We start from the raw sequence: 13,866 nt of genomic DNA, 5'->3' as shown, positions 1-13,866 counted from the left end.
GTGTCTCCTCGTCAGACGAACGGCTCGAGCAGGCGACGTGAGACTCCAGTCCAGCTCCAGTGCTGGACGGCGGCAGCGCGAGCCGCGTCACGGACTGCCGCGCGCTCGGCCGGCGGGAGAGCGACGAGCTCCGAGAGGCGGCGGGCCAGGTCGGCGGCATCGCCCGAATCGAACGCCGCGAGGTGTCGCAGCGCATGTGGGTACTCGGCCTCGAGCCCAGTGGCGACCTCGGCGAGGCCGGAATGCCGCGCTACGAGCGGTGGACATCCCGCAGAGGCCGCCTCCACGGCGACCATGCCGAACGCTTCCGGGAAGATCGACGGAACGACACAGACGTCCGCGAGTGCGAGCAGGTGCCGGAGGTGCCGGTGTTCGAGGGGGCCGGTGAAGATCGCGTCGATGCGTCTCTCAGCGGCACGACGCTCGAGTGCTTCCCGTTCCGGGCCGAATCCGACGACGACGAGGCGTGCGTCGATGCCGGAGAGCGCATCAATGAGAACATGGACCCCCTTCTGCTCGATCAGCTTTCCGAAATAGACGACGACGGGCGGGCCTGGCGACACGAGGCGCTGGAAGCGCTCGGCATTGCCCTCGTCGGGGAGCCGCTCATGCGCGTTCGCCGGGTTCGGTTCGTCGTGGGACGCCTCCCCGACGAGGGCGAGAGCGGCCGTCTCCCGGTCTTCAGGAGCCCACTCGTCGATATCGACACCCGGCGGAACCTCGATCACGTTCGACGTGTGGCCGCAGACATCCGCGAGCACGGTGCGGATGTGCTCCGACCCGACGAATGTTGCCCGTGCGAGCGCAAGGGCCTCCGCTCCCCACGCCGACAGTCCGTCGTTCCCGCGCATCGAGTACTCGAGCTCGGAGCCGTGTGCCTTGACCGCGAACGGCGCGCCACTCGCGGCTCCAACAGGACCACCGAGGAGAACGTGATTCGTGAAGACGACATCGGCAGGTAAAAGGTCGCGGACGGCGCGGGCGTTTGCCTCCACCCACGCGTCGAGCTGGTCGCGCGTGCAGTCCTGGACGCGTCGGACGTCATAGCCGTCGTAGTGATCGAGGACGAACACCGGTAGGAGCCCTCCGACGTCAGGACGCACGGTGTCGGCTCGGCCCAGGTCGTACTGCCCGGGATTCGGCTCCTGCGAGAGCACGGTGACCTCGTGCCCTGCGTTGCTCCACTCGCGCGCGAGCATCCGCGTGTAGACATTCGAGCCGGTACCGCCGAGGAGATACCCGTGCCAGAGCAGGATGCGCATCCGCTCATCCTGCCCGAGGCGGCGGCGAGATTGACTCAGGTCAGGTGAAAGTAGAGCGCGTAGAGCAGCTCGACGGCAGGGTTCGACGTGTGTACCTGAACGTCGGCGGGCGTAGTCAGAAGTGCCTGCGAGTAGTTGAAGATGATCTTCACGCCGGCGACGACGAGGGCGTCTGCCGCTCCCTGCGCGGTATCCGCGGGAACTGCGAGGACGCCGACGATAATGTTCCGTTCGTCGACAAGCTGGGCGAGTTGCTCCAGCGGACTGACCGGGACACCTCCGATGATCCGCCCCGCCTTGTCCGGATCGACATCGAAGACAGCTGCGATCGTAATCCCGTGTTCCGCAAAGATCGGCGACGTGGCGATCGCGCCGCCCAGCCGTCCGGCACCTACGAGCGCGATGTTGTGCTGCCCCTGGGTACGGAGGATCTTGCGAATCTCCCCGAGCGGCGAGTCGATGTTGTATCCGACTCCACGTTTGCCGAAACGACCGAAGCTCGAGAGATCACGTCGGATCTGCGTCGCGTTGATGTTCGTGTACTCGGCGATCTCCTGCGACGAGATTCTGTCCTTGCCCATCTTCTTGGCCTGGGTCAGCACCTGCAGGTAGCGACTGAGTCGAGCTGCAACACCCACTGTGAGTCTCTCCGCCAACACGCTTCTCCTTAGCTTCTACGCTTGTGACACCCAGTCACATAGTGCCTGCCCGCCCGGGATGGGGAGGCGGAGAACCGTCGATGGTCTCGAGGCGCTCGAGCAACGCTTCGACGGTTACGAAGTACGTGAAGGCGCAGACACCGTCGATCTCGATCACCGGAAGCAGCGTGCGGTACCCGGCCTCCAGTTTCGCGTCCCCCGTTATGTCGATGATCTCGACCTCGAGCGCCGCGCGTGACTGAACGTCTTGGACGACGGCCAGAGCCTGCTCGCACAGATGACAGCCCGGGGCGATGAAGACGGCGACGCGCCGGCTTGGTGATTCCGACATCGCGCTAGTGACGAAGGCTCACGGGTAGAGGCCACGGATCGTAGTGGCCTCCGCGACGCGCTGCACCGCCAGCCCGTAGGCAGCAACACGCATGCTCGTCGAATACCGCTCGCGCGTCGACCAGGTCTCCTCGAACGCCCGCACCACGATGTCGTTCAACTTCGCGTGCACCTCGTACTCCTTCCAGAAGTACTCCTGCAGGCCCTGCACCCATTCGAAGTAGGACACGACGACGCCGCCAGCATTCGCGAGCACGTCGGGAAGCACGAGGATCCCTCGATCCTCGAGGATCTCGTCTGCCTCGGGTGTGGTGGGCCCGTTCGCGCCCTCGCAGATCATCCTCGCACGCACCCGCGGCGCGTTCTCGGCCGTAATGACCTGCTCGAGCGCGCAGGGCGTGAGCACGTCGCAGTCGATTTCGATCAACTCTTCATTCGTGATCGTGTCTGCGCCCTGGAACCCTTCGAGAACACCGTGCTCCGCCTTGTAGGCGATCGCTGCGGGCACGTCGAGGCCATACGGGTTGTGGATTCCTCCGCGCGAGTCGGAAACGGCGATGACGCGGACGCCCTCCTCGGACAGGAGTCTCGCGAGGTTCGACCCGACGTTCCCGAACCCCTGGATCGCGATCCGCGTGTCATGGAGGCGGGAACCTTGCTTCTGCATGGCAGTGCGGATGCAATACAGCGACCCGCGTGCCGTCGCCCCGTCTCGGCCGACAGAGCCGCCGACGGAGAGCGGCTTCCCGGTGACGACGCCGAGAACGGAGTGACCCACGTTCATCGAATACGTATCGAAGATCCAGGCCATCACCTGTGCGTCGGTGCCGACGTCGGGTGCGGGGATGTCCTTCTCCGGGCCGATCTCGTTGATGATCTCGCTCGTGTAGCGGCGCGTCAGCCGCTCCTTCTCACCGATCGAGAGGCGCTTCGGATCGCAGATGACGCCGCCCTTCGCGCCGCCGAACGGGAGACCCATCAGCGCGCACTTCCAGGTCATCCACATTGCGAGCGCCTTGACCTCATCCTGCGTTACGGCCGGGTGATACCGGATCCCGCCCTTGGCGGGGCCGCGCGTCATGTTGTGCACGACCCGATAGCCCTGGAAGGCAAAGACCGACCCGTCGTCCATCTGGACAGGCACGGAGACCTCGACGGTCTTCTTGCACTGGGACAGGACCTCGATCAGATTCGGGTCGACGTCGAACGTCTCTCCAACGCGACGAAGCTGCGTCTGCGCCAGGGCGAACGGGTTCTCGTGCAGATGGGTCGGCAGGGGAGTGGCAGAGCTCATACGGAGGCACCATCGCTCACGGCGACACGACTATACCGCTGGGGTCGGGGCGACGGTGTCCGGTCTACTACTCGATCGAGAATGGGATCACTTCCTCGTTCGGGAAGCCGCCACCAACGGGAATCGCGGTGACCCGCAGCGCGTACTCGCCGGTCGGCAGCCGCCGTCCGTTCGGGCCGCGACCCGTGATTCCGAACGAGTAGCGCCCCGGCAGGAGATCGCGCACGAGGGCGAGCTGCCCGAGCAGGCGATCGCCACGGTACAGCTCGATCGTTGCCTGCTCCAGCGGTAGGAGCTGGGGGCGGTCGGCTCTGCCGTCGACCCGTCCGAGCGTGAGCGTGAGAACCGCAGGCTCCACATCGGACGGGGCGAACGTTCGGCTCGAGAGGCGGGCGTTGCGAATCAGATCGAGGCCGACCACGGGCACCGAGATCGTCCACGGAACCTTCAGGACTGCTCCGTTTTGAACGGTGATCGCAAGCGCCCCTCGGAGGGCAGCGGGTGCGCGAGGGAGGAGCGGCACGCGCGCGGTGACGGCGACCTGCACCTTCCCACCCGGGCGCAGTCGCGCAGTCGACGGAGCCACGTCCACCTCGATATCTGCGCTGTCCGCTGTGCCCGGACGAATCGCGACCGTTATGGGGCGGCTGCTCGTGTTCCGCAGCGTGATCACCCGACCGACCTCGGTGTCCTCCGCGAAGACGGCGCCGAGCGTGACAGGGGACGGATCCGCGATGACCTCGATCGCTGCAGCACCCGAGGGGTCGACGGTTCCTACCACGCTACCCGGGACACGTCTTGCGCTTGCCACGAGCGCCTGCTTGAGGCCGGCAGCGTCGAGGTCGGGTCTGGCCTGGGCGAGGAGGGCGGCTGCGCCCGCCGTCAACGCGGCGGCCGCACTCGAGCCGCTGAGCGTGCCGTAGCGTGCCGCGCCATCCTCGTCGCGCCCGGGGTCGGACGTCGCGAGCCCGACACCGGCCGCATTCAGCTCGGGCTTCTGCGCCCCGTTGAACGCCAGGCCCTCGGAGGAGAACGGCGCGGGGGCTCCGCGATCGGGATTCGTGTTGAACGATGCGGCACCGACCGAGAATCTGACCGGCACGTCCTGGCGGAGCGCCGACCGAACGGCCTCCGCGTTCGACGCTGAGAGTCCGAGGATCGGAACGTCGACCGGTCCGTCCGTCCCGAGCGATCCAGCGGGAAGCGCTCCGTCGACGAGGACGGCGGTCGCACCGGCGGCAACGACCTCACGCACCGCCTCGGGCGACGAGGTGCCCCGCGGCAGGAGAACGGCGGCACCGGCCACGCGACTGTACCCGGCACTGTCGAACAAGCGACTGAAGCCACCGGCAGCACCCACGACTGCCTGGGGGGCGCGTTGCAGCGCGACGACCTGAGCGGAGGTCGTGAGGCCCGGCGCGACGACACCGCCGAGTGGCTGGCTCCCCGAGACGAGCGTTCGCAACCCCGCGAGCAGAAGGACATGGCCGGTCGGACTTCGTCGCCTCGTATCGAGTGCTCCTGCAGTGAGAACAGCGGGGGCGCCCCCTGGCCCCCCGATACTGCCGTACGCTGGTCCCGCCGGCCCGTCGTTCCCTGCCGGGGCGACGACGAGCGTGTCGAGGGCCGTGGCGCCGGCCGCGGCGACGGACAACGGGCCATCCGCGAACGCTGCGAATGGCTCGACGACCCCGACGAGCGCCACGCGAACCGCATCGTGCGCATCGCCGTCCTCGTTCGGGTCGACTGCGAGCTCGAGGCCAGCGAGAACCTGGTCAGTTCGACCGTAGATTGCAACGCCACCCGAGACGTCGGGCTGCCACCCGGCGACACGGATCGGGAGCAGCGACGCTCCCGGCGCGGTTCCCTCCAGCCCGGCCGGCCCATCCGAGCCGACGACGAGCCCCGCCATCTCGGTTCCATGGCGCTCGGGCCGTCCAGGTGCCGTCGGGTTCTGACGGGCGCTCGCGTCGCCACCGGGATCGAGTACGTCGAGGCCGGGGAGCAACGCGCGCCGAATGTACGGATGCACGCGGTCGACACCGGTGTCGAGGAGTGCCACCGTCACGCCGGCTCCCGAGAAGCCGGGAAGCTGAACGTCCGCCCTTCGCTCGCCGCCGCTCGCGAGCATCTGGTCGACCACGTTCGGGTCGACGGCGGCCGGAATCGCAGCCCGGACGGCGTAGGCGCCGAGGACAGCCGGGTTCTTGGCCACGATCGCGAGAGCGCGCGCGTCCAACGGCGCCGCAAAGCCGTTGAACGTGCGGTAGTACGAGTGCTCAGGCTCGATCGGTACGCCCTTCAGAGCGAGCCGCCCGATCACTTCCTCCTGCGCCTTGCGGGCGCTCCGTGTCCACGATCTCTCCTGCTCCTCCGTCGCGACACCGCCGGCCGCCGCGACGCGCGTCGCGAGTGACGGCACATCGAGAACAACGATCCACCTGTTTCCGAGCTGCGGGGTGGGCCGGTTCCCGAGGAGGCTCTTCCAACCCGCTGCGCCGCTCGGAGACTCGTCTGCGGCGGCCGCCGCCCCTCCCCCGAGGAGGGCGAGCACGATCGCGAGGGAGGCGAACGCGAGCGAGACGTGGGTGCGACTACCGAGCCGAGGCATACGCATCCACGACGAGCGCCTCCGCAGGCGACAGGGGTTCGGCATACCGTGCCGCCGAGGCGATCATGGCTGCGTTGTCCGTGCAATACGCGAGCGGCGCCACGGCCGCATCCGGCAATGCCGCGCGCAGCTCGGAGTTCGCGGCCACTCCCCCGACAACGGCGAGCCGCGTCAGACCCTCGGCTTTCGCAACCTGATGGAGGCGGCGCGTCAGGGCAATGACGATCGCCCTCTGATAAGAGGCAGCCAGATCCGCGCGTCGCTCGGCAGTGGCTGCCTCCCCGAGGTCACGAACCGTGTAGAGCAGTGATGTCTTCAGGCCCGAGAACGAGAAGTCGAAGCCGGGAACGCTGGCGACGGGGAACGAGAACGCGCTGGGATCGCCCTCCTGCGCGAGCCTGTCGATCTCGGCGCCGCCCGGATACGGCAACCCGAGAAGCCGCGCCCCCTTGTCGAACGCCTCGCCGGCCGCGTCGTCGAGGGTGGTCCCGAGCCGCTCGAAGGAGCAGTGATCGCGCACGGCGAGCACCTGGGTGTGGCCGCCCGTTGCGAGAAGGCAGACGAAGGGCGGCTCGAGCGGCTCATCGCCGAGGAAGAGCGAGGCGACGTGGCCCTGGAGGTGGCTGACCGGAACGAGAGGCAGTCCACACGCCCACGCCATCGCCTTGGCAGTCGAGAGCCCGACGAGGAGGGCCCCGATCAGGCCCGGTCCGCGCGTGACTCCGATCCGGGTCACGCCGCCGAGGTCGATGCCCGCCGTGAAGAGGGCCTCGCGGATGACCGGGCTGATCTGCTCCAGGTGCCTCCGCGAGGCGACTTCCGGAACGACTCCGCCGTAGCGAGAATGGATATCGGCCTGCGAGGCGATGATCGACGACAGAACGTCCCCGCCGGGAGTGACGACCGCCGCCGCCGTCTCGTCACACGAGCTCTCGATCCCGAGGATCACGCGCTCCGTCCCGTCGGGCGCTCTCGTCCCGTCAGGTGCTCTCGTCCCGTCACATGCTCTCGTGCCATCACCGTTCCGACTCCGTTCCCACTTGCGATTCCGTTTCACTTCGCCCTGCAGAATCCATCCGCTCAGCGTCCTTCCACATGATCAACGCATCTTCTCTGTTGTCAGTATAGTAACCAGGTCGGACGCCGCGGGTGACGAAGCCGAACTGCTCGTAGAGGCTGATCGCTGCAAGGTTCGAAACGCGCACCTCGAGCGTGTAGCCACGTTCGGCGTCGTCGCGTGTCACGTCGATCAGGCGTCTGAGCATCGCGGAGGCGATACCCCTGCGGCGATGCCCGTCGGCGACTGCGACGTTCATCACGTGCCAGGCATCCACGTAGCGGGAGAGGACGAGATAGCCGACAAGCGCGCCCTCGTCTGCGACAGCGGCGAGAGACAGGGAACTCTGCTTGGCTAGCTCGCTGGCGAACATCGATCGAGACCACGGAGTCGGATACGACACTTGTTCGATCGCCTCGATCGCGTCGAGGTCGGACAGCTCGAGGCGCCTGATCGAGAAGCTCACGCCAGCAACATTTCGGCGTCGGGCAGCCTGACATACACGGGCTCGACGAGGTCTGCCGGCTCGAACCGCGTCGCAACAGAGGCATGCAACGAGGCGCGCGGGCTATGCAGGCGCGAGTCGTCCGCGGGCACCTCGGCGCCCCTTCCCACGAGAAGCTCGCGGTAGCGGCGGGCACCGTTCCCGACACAGATGGCGCCGGGCGGTGGCACCACCGCGTCGGGCCGCACGGCCCGAGGCCCCGGTACGAAGACCTCGCCCCGGCGCGCGTCGATCACCGGGAAGGCATGTTCGGTGCAGGTCGCAAGAGCGTCGAGCGTCGAGACGCCGGCGACCTGCAACCCGAGCGCAAGGCCGAGGCCGCGCGCGACGGAGAGCCCGATCCGCATCCCGGTGAAGCTTCCGGGCCCGGTGCCGACGACGACGCCCATCAGGTCCGATGCCGCGACACCGGCCGCTCGGAGGAGCTCGTCCACGTCACCAAGCAGCAGTTGGGCCTGCGACATACGCTCGCCGAGCACGATCCCGTCCGCGACGAGAGCGCTCGTGGCGCAATCAGTCGCGGTGTCGAACGCCAGGATCAGCACGCGCGATGTCCTCGAGAAGCGTCGGTGCAGCCGAGTCCGCGGAGATGCGTCGCTCGTCCTGGCCGACGTGCTCCAGCACCAGGGAGAGCGCGGCCGGGGGGAGAGATCCTTGTCCTTCTTCCGGCCATTCGACGAATGCAATCGTACCGTCGAAGTACGGCTCGAGATCGCCCCACTCCGCGTGGCTCATCCCGTTGAACCGGTAGAGATCGAGATGAGCGACATCCGACGTGCCGTGGTAGAGGTGCCCGATCGTGAAGGTTGGGCTCGTTACTGGCTGCTCGATGCCAAGCGCGCGACAGGCACCGCGCACGAGCGTCGTCTTGCCGGCACCGAGATCGCCATGCAGGAGGACGGTATCGCCCGGCGAGAGCAGCCCGGCGAGCAAGGCCCCGAATGCCTCGGTCTCGGCCGCCGATCGTGTCGTTCGCTCGATCACGGGTCAGAAGAGCCCGAGCTGGATCGTTTCCCCGACTGCAACTGCCTCGTCCTCGACGGGAGGCGCTGTCACCTCGATCTCGACGGCGCGGGCTGGTACCGACAGGGGCGGCGAGGCTCGTCCGAGGAGCGCCGGCAACCGTGAGAAGTCATCCTCGAGTGCTTGCAACATCGAGGGCGTGTAGAGCGCGGCAGCCGGATCGTAGAGCGGGAAGAGCACGACGGTCGTTGCGCCGAGGGCGACCTCCTGCTCATGGCCGTGAACCTGGGTGATCCCGGACGGACGCCCCGACAGGAGCTTCGTGGCGAAGTTCCCGAGGGTCACGACGACGCCAGGGCGGACGAGCTCGACCTGCCGGAAGAGGTGGGGCTCGCAGGAGGCGATCTCGAACTCGAGTGGGTCGCGATTCTGTGGCGGACGGCACTTGAGGACGTTGGCGACGTAGACGTCGTCGCGTTGGAGGCCGATGCCTGCGAGGAGTCGTCCGAGCACCTCGCCCGCCTGCCCGGCGAACGGAGTGCCACCCTGATCCTCCTGGAAGCCGGGCGCTTCGCCGACGATCATCAGATCGGCGTCGGGATCGCCCGCGCCGAAGACGACACGGGTCCGGGTTTCCGACAACGGACACCGCGCGCAGTCGGCCGTTTCGGCCGCGTAGGCGGTCAGCGCTTCGGCACGAGCGAGTGCGTCCATGAACCGGCCAGTCTAGGCGTGGAGGCGGATGCGCCGCGGGCGGGCTGCCCCCGGTCTGAGATGCGAACGCAACCCGACCCCGTTCCGCAGGCTCGCGGGCAAGTCCCTTCAGGATCCGCTCCCTTCAGGATCCGCGCGAAGCGCGGCAGAACAATGCTGCAGTTCGTGCCGCAGCACGCTCTTCCGCCGCAGGCTCGCGAGCGAGTCCCTTCAGGATCCGCGCGAAGCGCGCCAGAACAATGCTGCAGTTCGTGCCGCAGCACGCTCTTCCACCGCAGGCTCGCGAGCGAGCCCCTTCAGGATCCGCGCGAAGCGCGGCAGAACAATGCTGCAGTTAGTGCCGCAGCACGGTCCTCCACCGTCGCAGGCTCGCGAGCGAGCCCCTTCAGGATCCGCGCGAAGCGCGGCAGAACAATGGTGCAGTTCGTGCCGCGGTACGCTCTTCCACCGCGGCACTAACTGCAGCCGCAGCCGCCGCCGCAGCAACCACCGGCCCCGCCGCCGAACGACGGCTTTGCCGCGGCGCCGTGAACGGCAAAGGCCGAGATCTGCTTCAAAACGTTGCTCGCGCCGCACGCCGGGCAGGTGATCACCTGGTCGTCGCTGCGCACGAGTTCGTCGAAATGATCCTCGCACTCCATGCACGCGTATTCATAGATCGGCATGGCCCAAGTGTACTGTGCCGCTCGATGGAGCGATGGACGATACCCACGCTCGAAGGCACGATCGTCCGCCTCGAGCCGCTCGCCATCCACCATGCCTCCAATCTCTTCGAGGCGTCACGGGATCCACGGCTGTGGCGCTGGCTTCCGATCCTGCAGCCGCGGACACGCCGGGAATGGGACGGCTGGATGACGTCAGCACTCGAGCGCACGGAGTCAGGGTTGGAGCTGGCGTTCGCGACCGTGTCACAGGCGACGGGCGCAGCGATCGGCTCGACGCGCTACCTCGCGCTGCGCCCGGAGCACCAGAGCCTCGAGATCGGGTGGACGTGGATTTCCCCGGCGGCCTGGGGCACTGGCGCGAACACGGAGGCGAAGCTCCTCCAGCTCGAGCACGCGTTCGACGTTCTCGGCTGTCGGCGCGTCGAGTTCAAGACCGACGCCCTCAACGAGCGCGCGAACCCCGCTCTCGCAGCACTGCCCGCGACGTTCGAGGGTATCCACCGCAAGCACATGCTCGTGCGCGACGGAGAGAACCGGGACTCCGCGTGGTATTCGGTGATCGACGACGAGTGGCCCGCCGTCCGCGCGGCGCTCGGCGCCCGACTTGTCAAGCCGTAAGACTTGAGCGCGGCAGCCGATAGGCAGGATGCGATCATGCCCATCGTCTGCGCCTCCGAGCTCGTCAAGACACATGGCGTCGGTCGCGCAGCCCTACGGGTTCTCGACGGCGTCGATCTCGAGCTGCAAGCCGGTGAGGTCGTCGCAATCGTCGGTCGTTCCGGTTCCGGTAAGTCGACCTTGCTTCATCTCCTCGGGGCACTCGATCGACCCGACTCGGGCTCGATCGAGCTTTCCGGCACTCGAATCGACATGGCGACGGAGAAAGAGCTAACCCACATTCGGCGCTCGCAGATCGGGTTCGTCTTCCAGTCCTTCCACCTTCTTCCCGAGCTCACCGGAATGGAGAACGTTCTCCTGCCTGCGAGACTCGGAGGCGCTCCCGGCGCGATTGCCCGTGGGATTCATCTCGTGGCCGAACTCGGCCTCACGGAGGTCGCCGAGCGGCTGCCAACCGTCCTGTCCGGTGGCGAACAGCAGCGGCTCGCAGTCGCGCGCGCGCTCGTCAACGATCCTTCGCTTTTGCTCGCGGACGAGCCGACCGGGAACCTCGATCCCGAATCGGGGGCCGAGGTTCTCTGCCTGCTCCAGCAAGCTGCTTCAGCCGGGAAGGCCGTCCTCCTCGTAACGCATCAGGACGATGCGATCGGAATCGCCGACCGCGTACTTCGCCTGAGCGGGGGGCAACTCGTCGGATGATCGCAGCGCTCGGGTACGCGCTCGCGCGCCTTCGCGTGCGTCGCACGCGGACCGTGCTTACCGTGCTCGGGATCACTGCAGCAGGAGCAATGCTCGGGGCGGCCGTGACCGTGTCCTACGCGCTCGGTACCGGGTTCGAGCGAACCGCTGACCGAGCTGATCTGCCGGACATCGCTGCGACGTTTGCGCCGACGCAGCGCGCAGACGTCGAACGGGTGGCGCGCTCGCTCCCGAACGTTGTCGATGTCTCATTTCGGCTCGACCGCGCCGTGATCTTCATCGCCGCCGGTGGAAGGACGACCGAGAGGGCGACGGCGATTGGCGTGCAGAAGGGAGACCGTCGCGGGTACGCCATCGTCGAGGGTCGCGACATCGAGCGTGAAGGCGAGGCTGTGATCGAGGCCGGCCTGGCACGCGCCTGGAACCTCAGCCCCGGCGATGAGATGTTCGCCGAGGCCCTCAACGTGCGACTCGGCCTGCGTCTCCAGATCGTCGGTGTCGCCGTCTCCCCCGACGGCGTGGCCTATCCGCTTGCCTCGAGCCCTCTCTTCTATGTCGACTACCGAGATGTTGCCCCGCTCATCGCCGCGGTACCGGGAACGGTCGATACCGCGCTGATCTGGCTCGCCAATCCCGATCGGGTCGACGTCACGCTCTCGCAGGCCCGAGCCGCGGGCGTCGGCGTCGATCGCCTCCGTTTCGGAACGCGCGAGTCGCTCCGCCTCCTGATCGGGCAGGCAGCAGGGCTCGTGATCGCGCTGCTCGTGGCATTCTCCCTGATCTCGCTGGTCGTCGCGGGGACGATGCTCGCGGCCTCGTCGGCGGCCGAAGTGCAGCGTCGGGTGCAAAGCATCGGTCTGATGCGTGCGCTTGGGATGTCGACCGGACAGGTCACCGCGGCAGCCGCGGTCGAGGGCACGCTCATCGCCGCTCCGGCGGGCGCAGTGGGCATCGCTCTCGGATGGTTCCTCGTCGCCGGCCCAACCTCTCATCTGCTCGCTTCGTTGAACCAATTCGGGCCTGGACTCGCGCTCGCGCCCCTCTTGATCGGATCCTTCTTCGCGCTCGTCCTCATAGTGGCCGGGTTCAGTGCCTGTCCTGCCTGGCGGGCGGCTCGGCGTCCGGCCGTCGAGACGCTCCGGGGCGGAGATATGCTCGGCTCGGCGCGCGCGCTGCCGTTGCCTGCGGGCGCTGCGGGGCTGGGCGTCCGTCTCGTCGCGGCCCGTCCGGTTCGCATGCTCGGCGGGGTGATCGTCCTCGGCCTCGCCGCCGCGCTCATTCTCCTCGTCCTGTCGATCGCCTCCGTCCTACGGAGTCTCGACCAGCGACCGCAAGCATTCGGAACGCGGTACCAGCTCACGTTACCGGCGGGTGAGCCCGCCCTCGAGGCCGCGAATGCGACGTCCGGCGTCGCCGGCGCTGCAACGCGCTTCGAGGTTCTCGCCGCCGACTCGTTCCGCCTCGGCGAGCCGTTCAAGATCATCTCCTTCGCCGGAGACCACACGCAGTTCGAGGATCCGGTGCTCGACCGGGGCCGCCACCTCAGGAACGACGACGAAGCAGAGGTGGGTCTCGGTCTGGCAACGGCGCTCGGTCTCCAACTCGGGGGCACCCTTGCAGCGCAGCTCCCGTCAGGCGCTGAGATCCGCTTCAAGGTTGTCGGCATCGTGCGTGCGTTTCAGGATCAGGGGCGCATCGCGTACGTCAACCCGAAACGGTTGCTCGCCGCCGATCCTTCGGCTCAGTCGACGATTGTCGTGCGCGTCGCTCCGGGATTCACGGTCGGCGATGTCAGCGACTCGTTCGAGAAACAGGGGATTCTCGCGGTCGGCAGCGGAGGCATCGCCGGACAGAGCGTGCAGGGCTTCGCCGCCCGCAGCAGCGGCTTTCTCGACGTCGTGATCGCGTTGCTCCGGAGCATCGCGATCGTGAGCGGTGTCGTGTGTCTGTATGCGGTCGCGCAGGTGCTCGCGCTCACCGCCCACGAGCGGCGACGGTCGCTGGCCGTCGTTCGCTCCTTCGGTGCAAGTCGCGCCCAGATCGCGCTCATCTTCGCCGGGGCGGCCGGGACGATCGGTGCCCTTGCACTCCCTATGGGAGTCGTCGTCGAGCGTTTCGCGCTCGGCTCGATGGTCGCGTCGCTCGCTGCCTCGTACATCAGCCTGCCGCTGACGGCAGGACTGTTCGAGATAACCATCACCGCGGCGTCGCTTGCGCTCGGTGCAGCCGTCGTCGCGCTGCTCCTCGGCCGGGCCGCGACATCGCGATCCGTCGTCGTCGATCTCACCGAGGAGTAGGGAGGGCGAGGCGCGCGTTTCGATCCTCGGGTCGACCGGAGAACCCCTTTGCCCGACCGCCCTGGTAGTCGAGGTACGAGAGCGCGAGCGACGTTTCAGCGAGCGGCGAGCTCTCATGATCGATCATCCACGTGTCGATCACGAGTCGGCCGTCGGCTGTCTCGCCCAGGCGAAAGACGCGTGCCTGCTGTG

At 67.7% G+C, this 13,866-nt stretch carries 15 protein-coding genes; 3 read left to right on the top strand and 12 right to left on the bottom strand.

Annotation, left to right across the window (positions count from 1 at the left end; all coding sequences use genetic code 11):
* Positions 1 to 11 precede the first annotated feature (11 nt).
* From ABIR74_RS11220 to ABIR74_RS11170, 11 genes are all read right to left on the bottom strand, one after another.
* On the bottom strand, positions 12 to 1,262 hold the full coding sequence (locus ABIR74_RS11220; protein WP_348178107.1) for a glycosyltransferase family 4 protein: 1,251 nt from the start codon (positions 1,260 to 1,262) through the stop codon (positions 12 to 14).
* 35 nt (positions 1,263 to 1,297) lie between these two features.
* Positions 1,298 to 1,918, bottom strand: coding sequence for a redox-sensing transcriptional repressor Rex (locus ABIR74_RS11215; RefSeq protein WP_348178105.1), 621 nt, complete (start codon positions 1,916 to 1,918; stop codon positions 1,298 to 1,300).
* 37 nt (positions 1,919 to 1,955) lie between these two features.
* Entirely contained in the window at positions 1,956 to 2,252 is a 297-nt protein-coding gene (locus ABIR74_RS11210; RefSeq protein WP_348178103.1) for a glutaredoxin family protein, read from the bottom strand.
* An 18-nt stretch (positions 2,253 to 2,270) separates the two neighbouring features.
* Complete coding sequence (locus ABIR74_RS11205) at positions 2,271 to 3,545, bottom strand: Glu/Leu/Phe/Val dehydrogenase (protein WP_348178101.1); 1,275 nt, start codon at positions 3,543 to 3,545, stop codon at positions 2,271 to 2,273.
* A gap of 67 nt (positions 3,546 to 3,612) precedes the next feature.
* Positions 3,613 to 6,162, bottom strand: coding sequence for a S8 family serine peptidase (locus ABIR74_RS11200; protein ID WP_348178099.1), 2,550 nt, complete (start codon positions 6,160 to 6,162; stop codon positions 3,613 to 3,615).
* On the bottom strand, positions 6,140 to 7,105 hold the full coding sequence (gene tsaD, locus ABIR74_RS11195) for a tRNA (adenosine(37)-N6)-threonylcarbamoyltransferase complex transferase subunit TsaD (RefSeq protein WP_348178097.1): 966 nt from the start codon (positions 7,103 to 7,105) through the stop codon (positions 6,140 to 6,142). The genes ABIR74_RS11200 and tsaD overlap by 23 nt, the downstream gene beginning before the upstream one ends.
* Before the next feature lie 67 nt (positions 7,106 to 7,172).
* The gene (gene rimI, locus ABIR74_RS11190) at positions 7,173 to 7,679 is read right to left on the bottom strand and encodes a ribosomal protein S18-alanine N-acetyltransferase (protein WP_348178095.1); all 507 of its coding nucleotides are present in this window, start codon (positions 7,677 to 7,679) and stop codon (positions 7,173 to 7,175) included.
* Entirely contained in the window at positions 7,676 to 8,263 is a 588-nt protein-coding gene (tsaB, locus tag ABIR74_RS11185; protein WP_348178093.1) for a tRNA (adenosine(37)-N6)-threonylcarbamoyltransferase complex dimerization subunit type 1 TsaB, read from the bottom strand. The genes rimI and tsaB overlap by 4 nt, the downstream gene beginning before the upstream one ends.
* Entirely contained in the window at positions 8,232 to 8,702 is a 471-nt protein-coding gene (gene tsaE, locus ABIR74_RS11180; protein ID WP_348178091.1) for a tRNA (adenosine(37)-N6)-threonylcarbamoyltransferase complex ATPase subunit type 1 TsaE, read from the bottom strand. The genes tsaB and tsaE overlap by 32 nt, the downstream gene beginning before the upstream one ends.
* A 3-nt stretch (positions 8,703 to 8,705) precedes the next feature.
* The gene (locus tag ABIR74_RS11175) at positions 8,706 to 9,395 is read right to left on the bottom strand and encodes a uracil-DNA glycosylase (RefSeq protein ID WP_348178089.1); all 690 of its coding nucleotides are present in this window, start codon (positions 9,393 to 9,395) and stop codon (positions 8,706 to 8,708) included.
* Positions 9,396 to 9,850: 455 nt separating this feature from the next.
* Positions 9,851 to 10,060, bottom strand: coding sequence for a zinc ribbon domain-containing protein (locus ABIR74_RS11170; RefSeq protein WP_348178087.1), 210 nt, complete (start codon positions 10,058 to 10,060; stop codon positions 9,851 to 9,853).
* 24 nt (positions 10,061 to 10,084) lie between these two features.
* On the opposite strand from ABIR74_RS11170, the gene ABIR74_RS11165 reads away from it, so the two are divergent.
* The 3 genes from ABIR74_RS11165 to ABIR74_RS11155 are packed head-to-tail and all read left to right on the top strand — an operon-like array spanning position 10,085 to position 13,674.
* Positions 10,085 to 10,678: a GNAT family protein gene (locus tag ABIR74_RS11165; protein WP_348178085.1), complete on the top strand. Its 594-nt coding sequence runs from the start codon at positions 10,085 to 10,087 to the stop codon at positions 10,676 to 10,678.
* 36 nt (positions 10,679 to 10,714) lie between these two features.
* Positions 10,715 to 11,377, top strand: coding sequence for an ABC transporter ATP-binding protein (locus tag ABIR74_RS11160; RefSeq protein ID WP_348178083.1), 663 nt, complete (start codon positions 10,715 to 10,717; stop codon positions 11,375 to 11,377).
* A complete protein-coding gene (locus ABIR74_RS11155) occupies positions 11,374 to 13,674 on the top strand; it encodes an FtsX-like permease family protein (RefSeq protein WP_348178081.1) in 2,301 nt (766 codons plus the stop codon). The genes ABIR74_RS11160 and ABIR74_RS11155 overlap by 4 nt, the downstream gene beginning before the upstream one ends.
* Here the strand turns inward: ABIR74_RS11155 and ABIR74_RS11150 are convergent.
* The coding region (locus ABIR74_RS11150) for a hypothetical protein (RefSeq protein WP_348178079.1) at positions 13,661 to 13,866 on the bottom strand (206 nt) is incomplete at its 5' end. The genes ABIR74_RS11155 and ABIR74_RS11150 overlap by 14 nt on opposite strands.

Origin of the sequence: Gaiella sp. (assembly GCF_039915195.1) — a bacterium.
Taxonomy (GTDB): Bacteria; Actinomycetota; Thermoleophilia; order Gaiellales; family Gaiellaceae; genus Gaiella.
This window is presented reverse-complemented; position numbering and strand designations above follow the sequence as displayed.

Excerpts from the sequence above, each read along its gene's own strand:
- ABIR74_RS11175 (WP_348178089.1), bottom strand. The coding sequence starts at position 9,395 with ATGGACGCACTCGCTCGTGCCGAAGCGCTGACCGCCTACGCGGCCGAA.
- ABIR74_RS11200 (WP_348178099.1), bottom strand. The coding sequence starts at position 6,162 with ATGCGTATGCCTCGGCTCGGTAGTCGCACCCACGTCTCGCTCGCGTTC.
- ABIR74_RS11155 (WP_348178081.1), top strand. The coding sequence starts at position 11,374 with ATGATCGCAGCGCTCGGGTACGCGCTCGCGCGCCTTCGCGTGCGTCGC.
- ABIR74_RS11160 (WP_348178083.1), top strand. The coding sequence starts at position 10,715 with ATGCCCATCGTCTGCGCCTCCGAGCTCGTCAAGACACATGGCGTCGGT.
- ABIR74_RS11210 (WP_348178103.1), bottom strand. The coding sequence starts at position 2,252 with ATGTCGGAATCACCAAGCCGGCGCGTCGCCGTCTTCATCGCCCCGGGC.
- ABIR74_RS11220 (WP_348178107.1), bottom strand. The coding sequence starts at position 1,262 with ATGCGCATCCTGCTCTGGCACGGGTATCTCCTCGGCGGTACCGGCTCG.
- ABIR74_RS11170 (WP_348178087.1), bottom strand. The coding sequence starts at position 10,060 with ATGCCGATCTATGAATACGCGTGCATGGAGTGCGAGGATCATTTCGAC.
- ABIR74_RS11205 (WP_348178101.1), bottom strand. The coding sequence starts at position 3,545 with ATGAGCTCTGCCACTCCCCTGCCGACCCATCTGCACGAGAACCCGTTC.
- ABIR74_RS11165 (WP_348178085.1), top strand. The coding sequence starts at position 10,085 with ATGGAGCGATGGACGATACCCACGCTCGAAGGCACGATCGTCCGCCTC.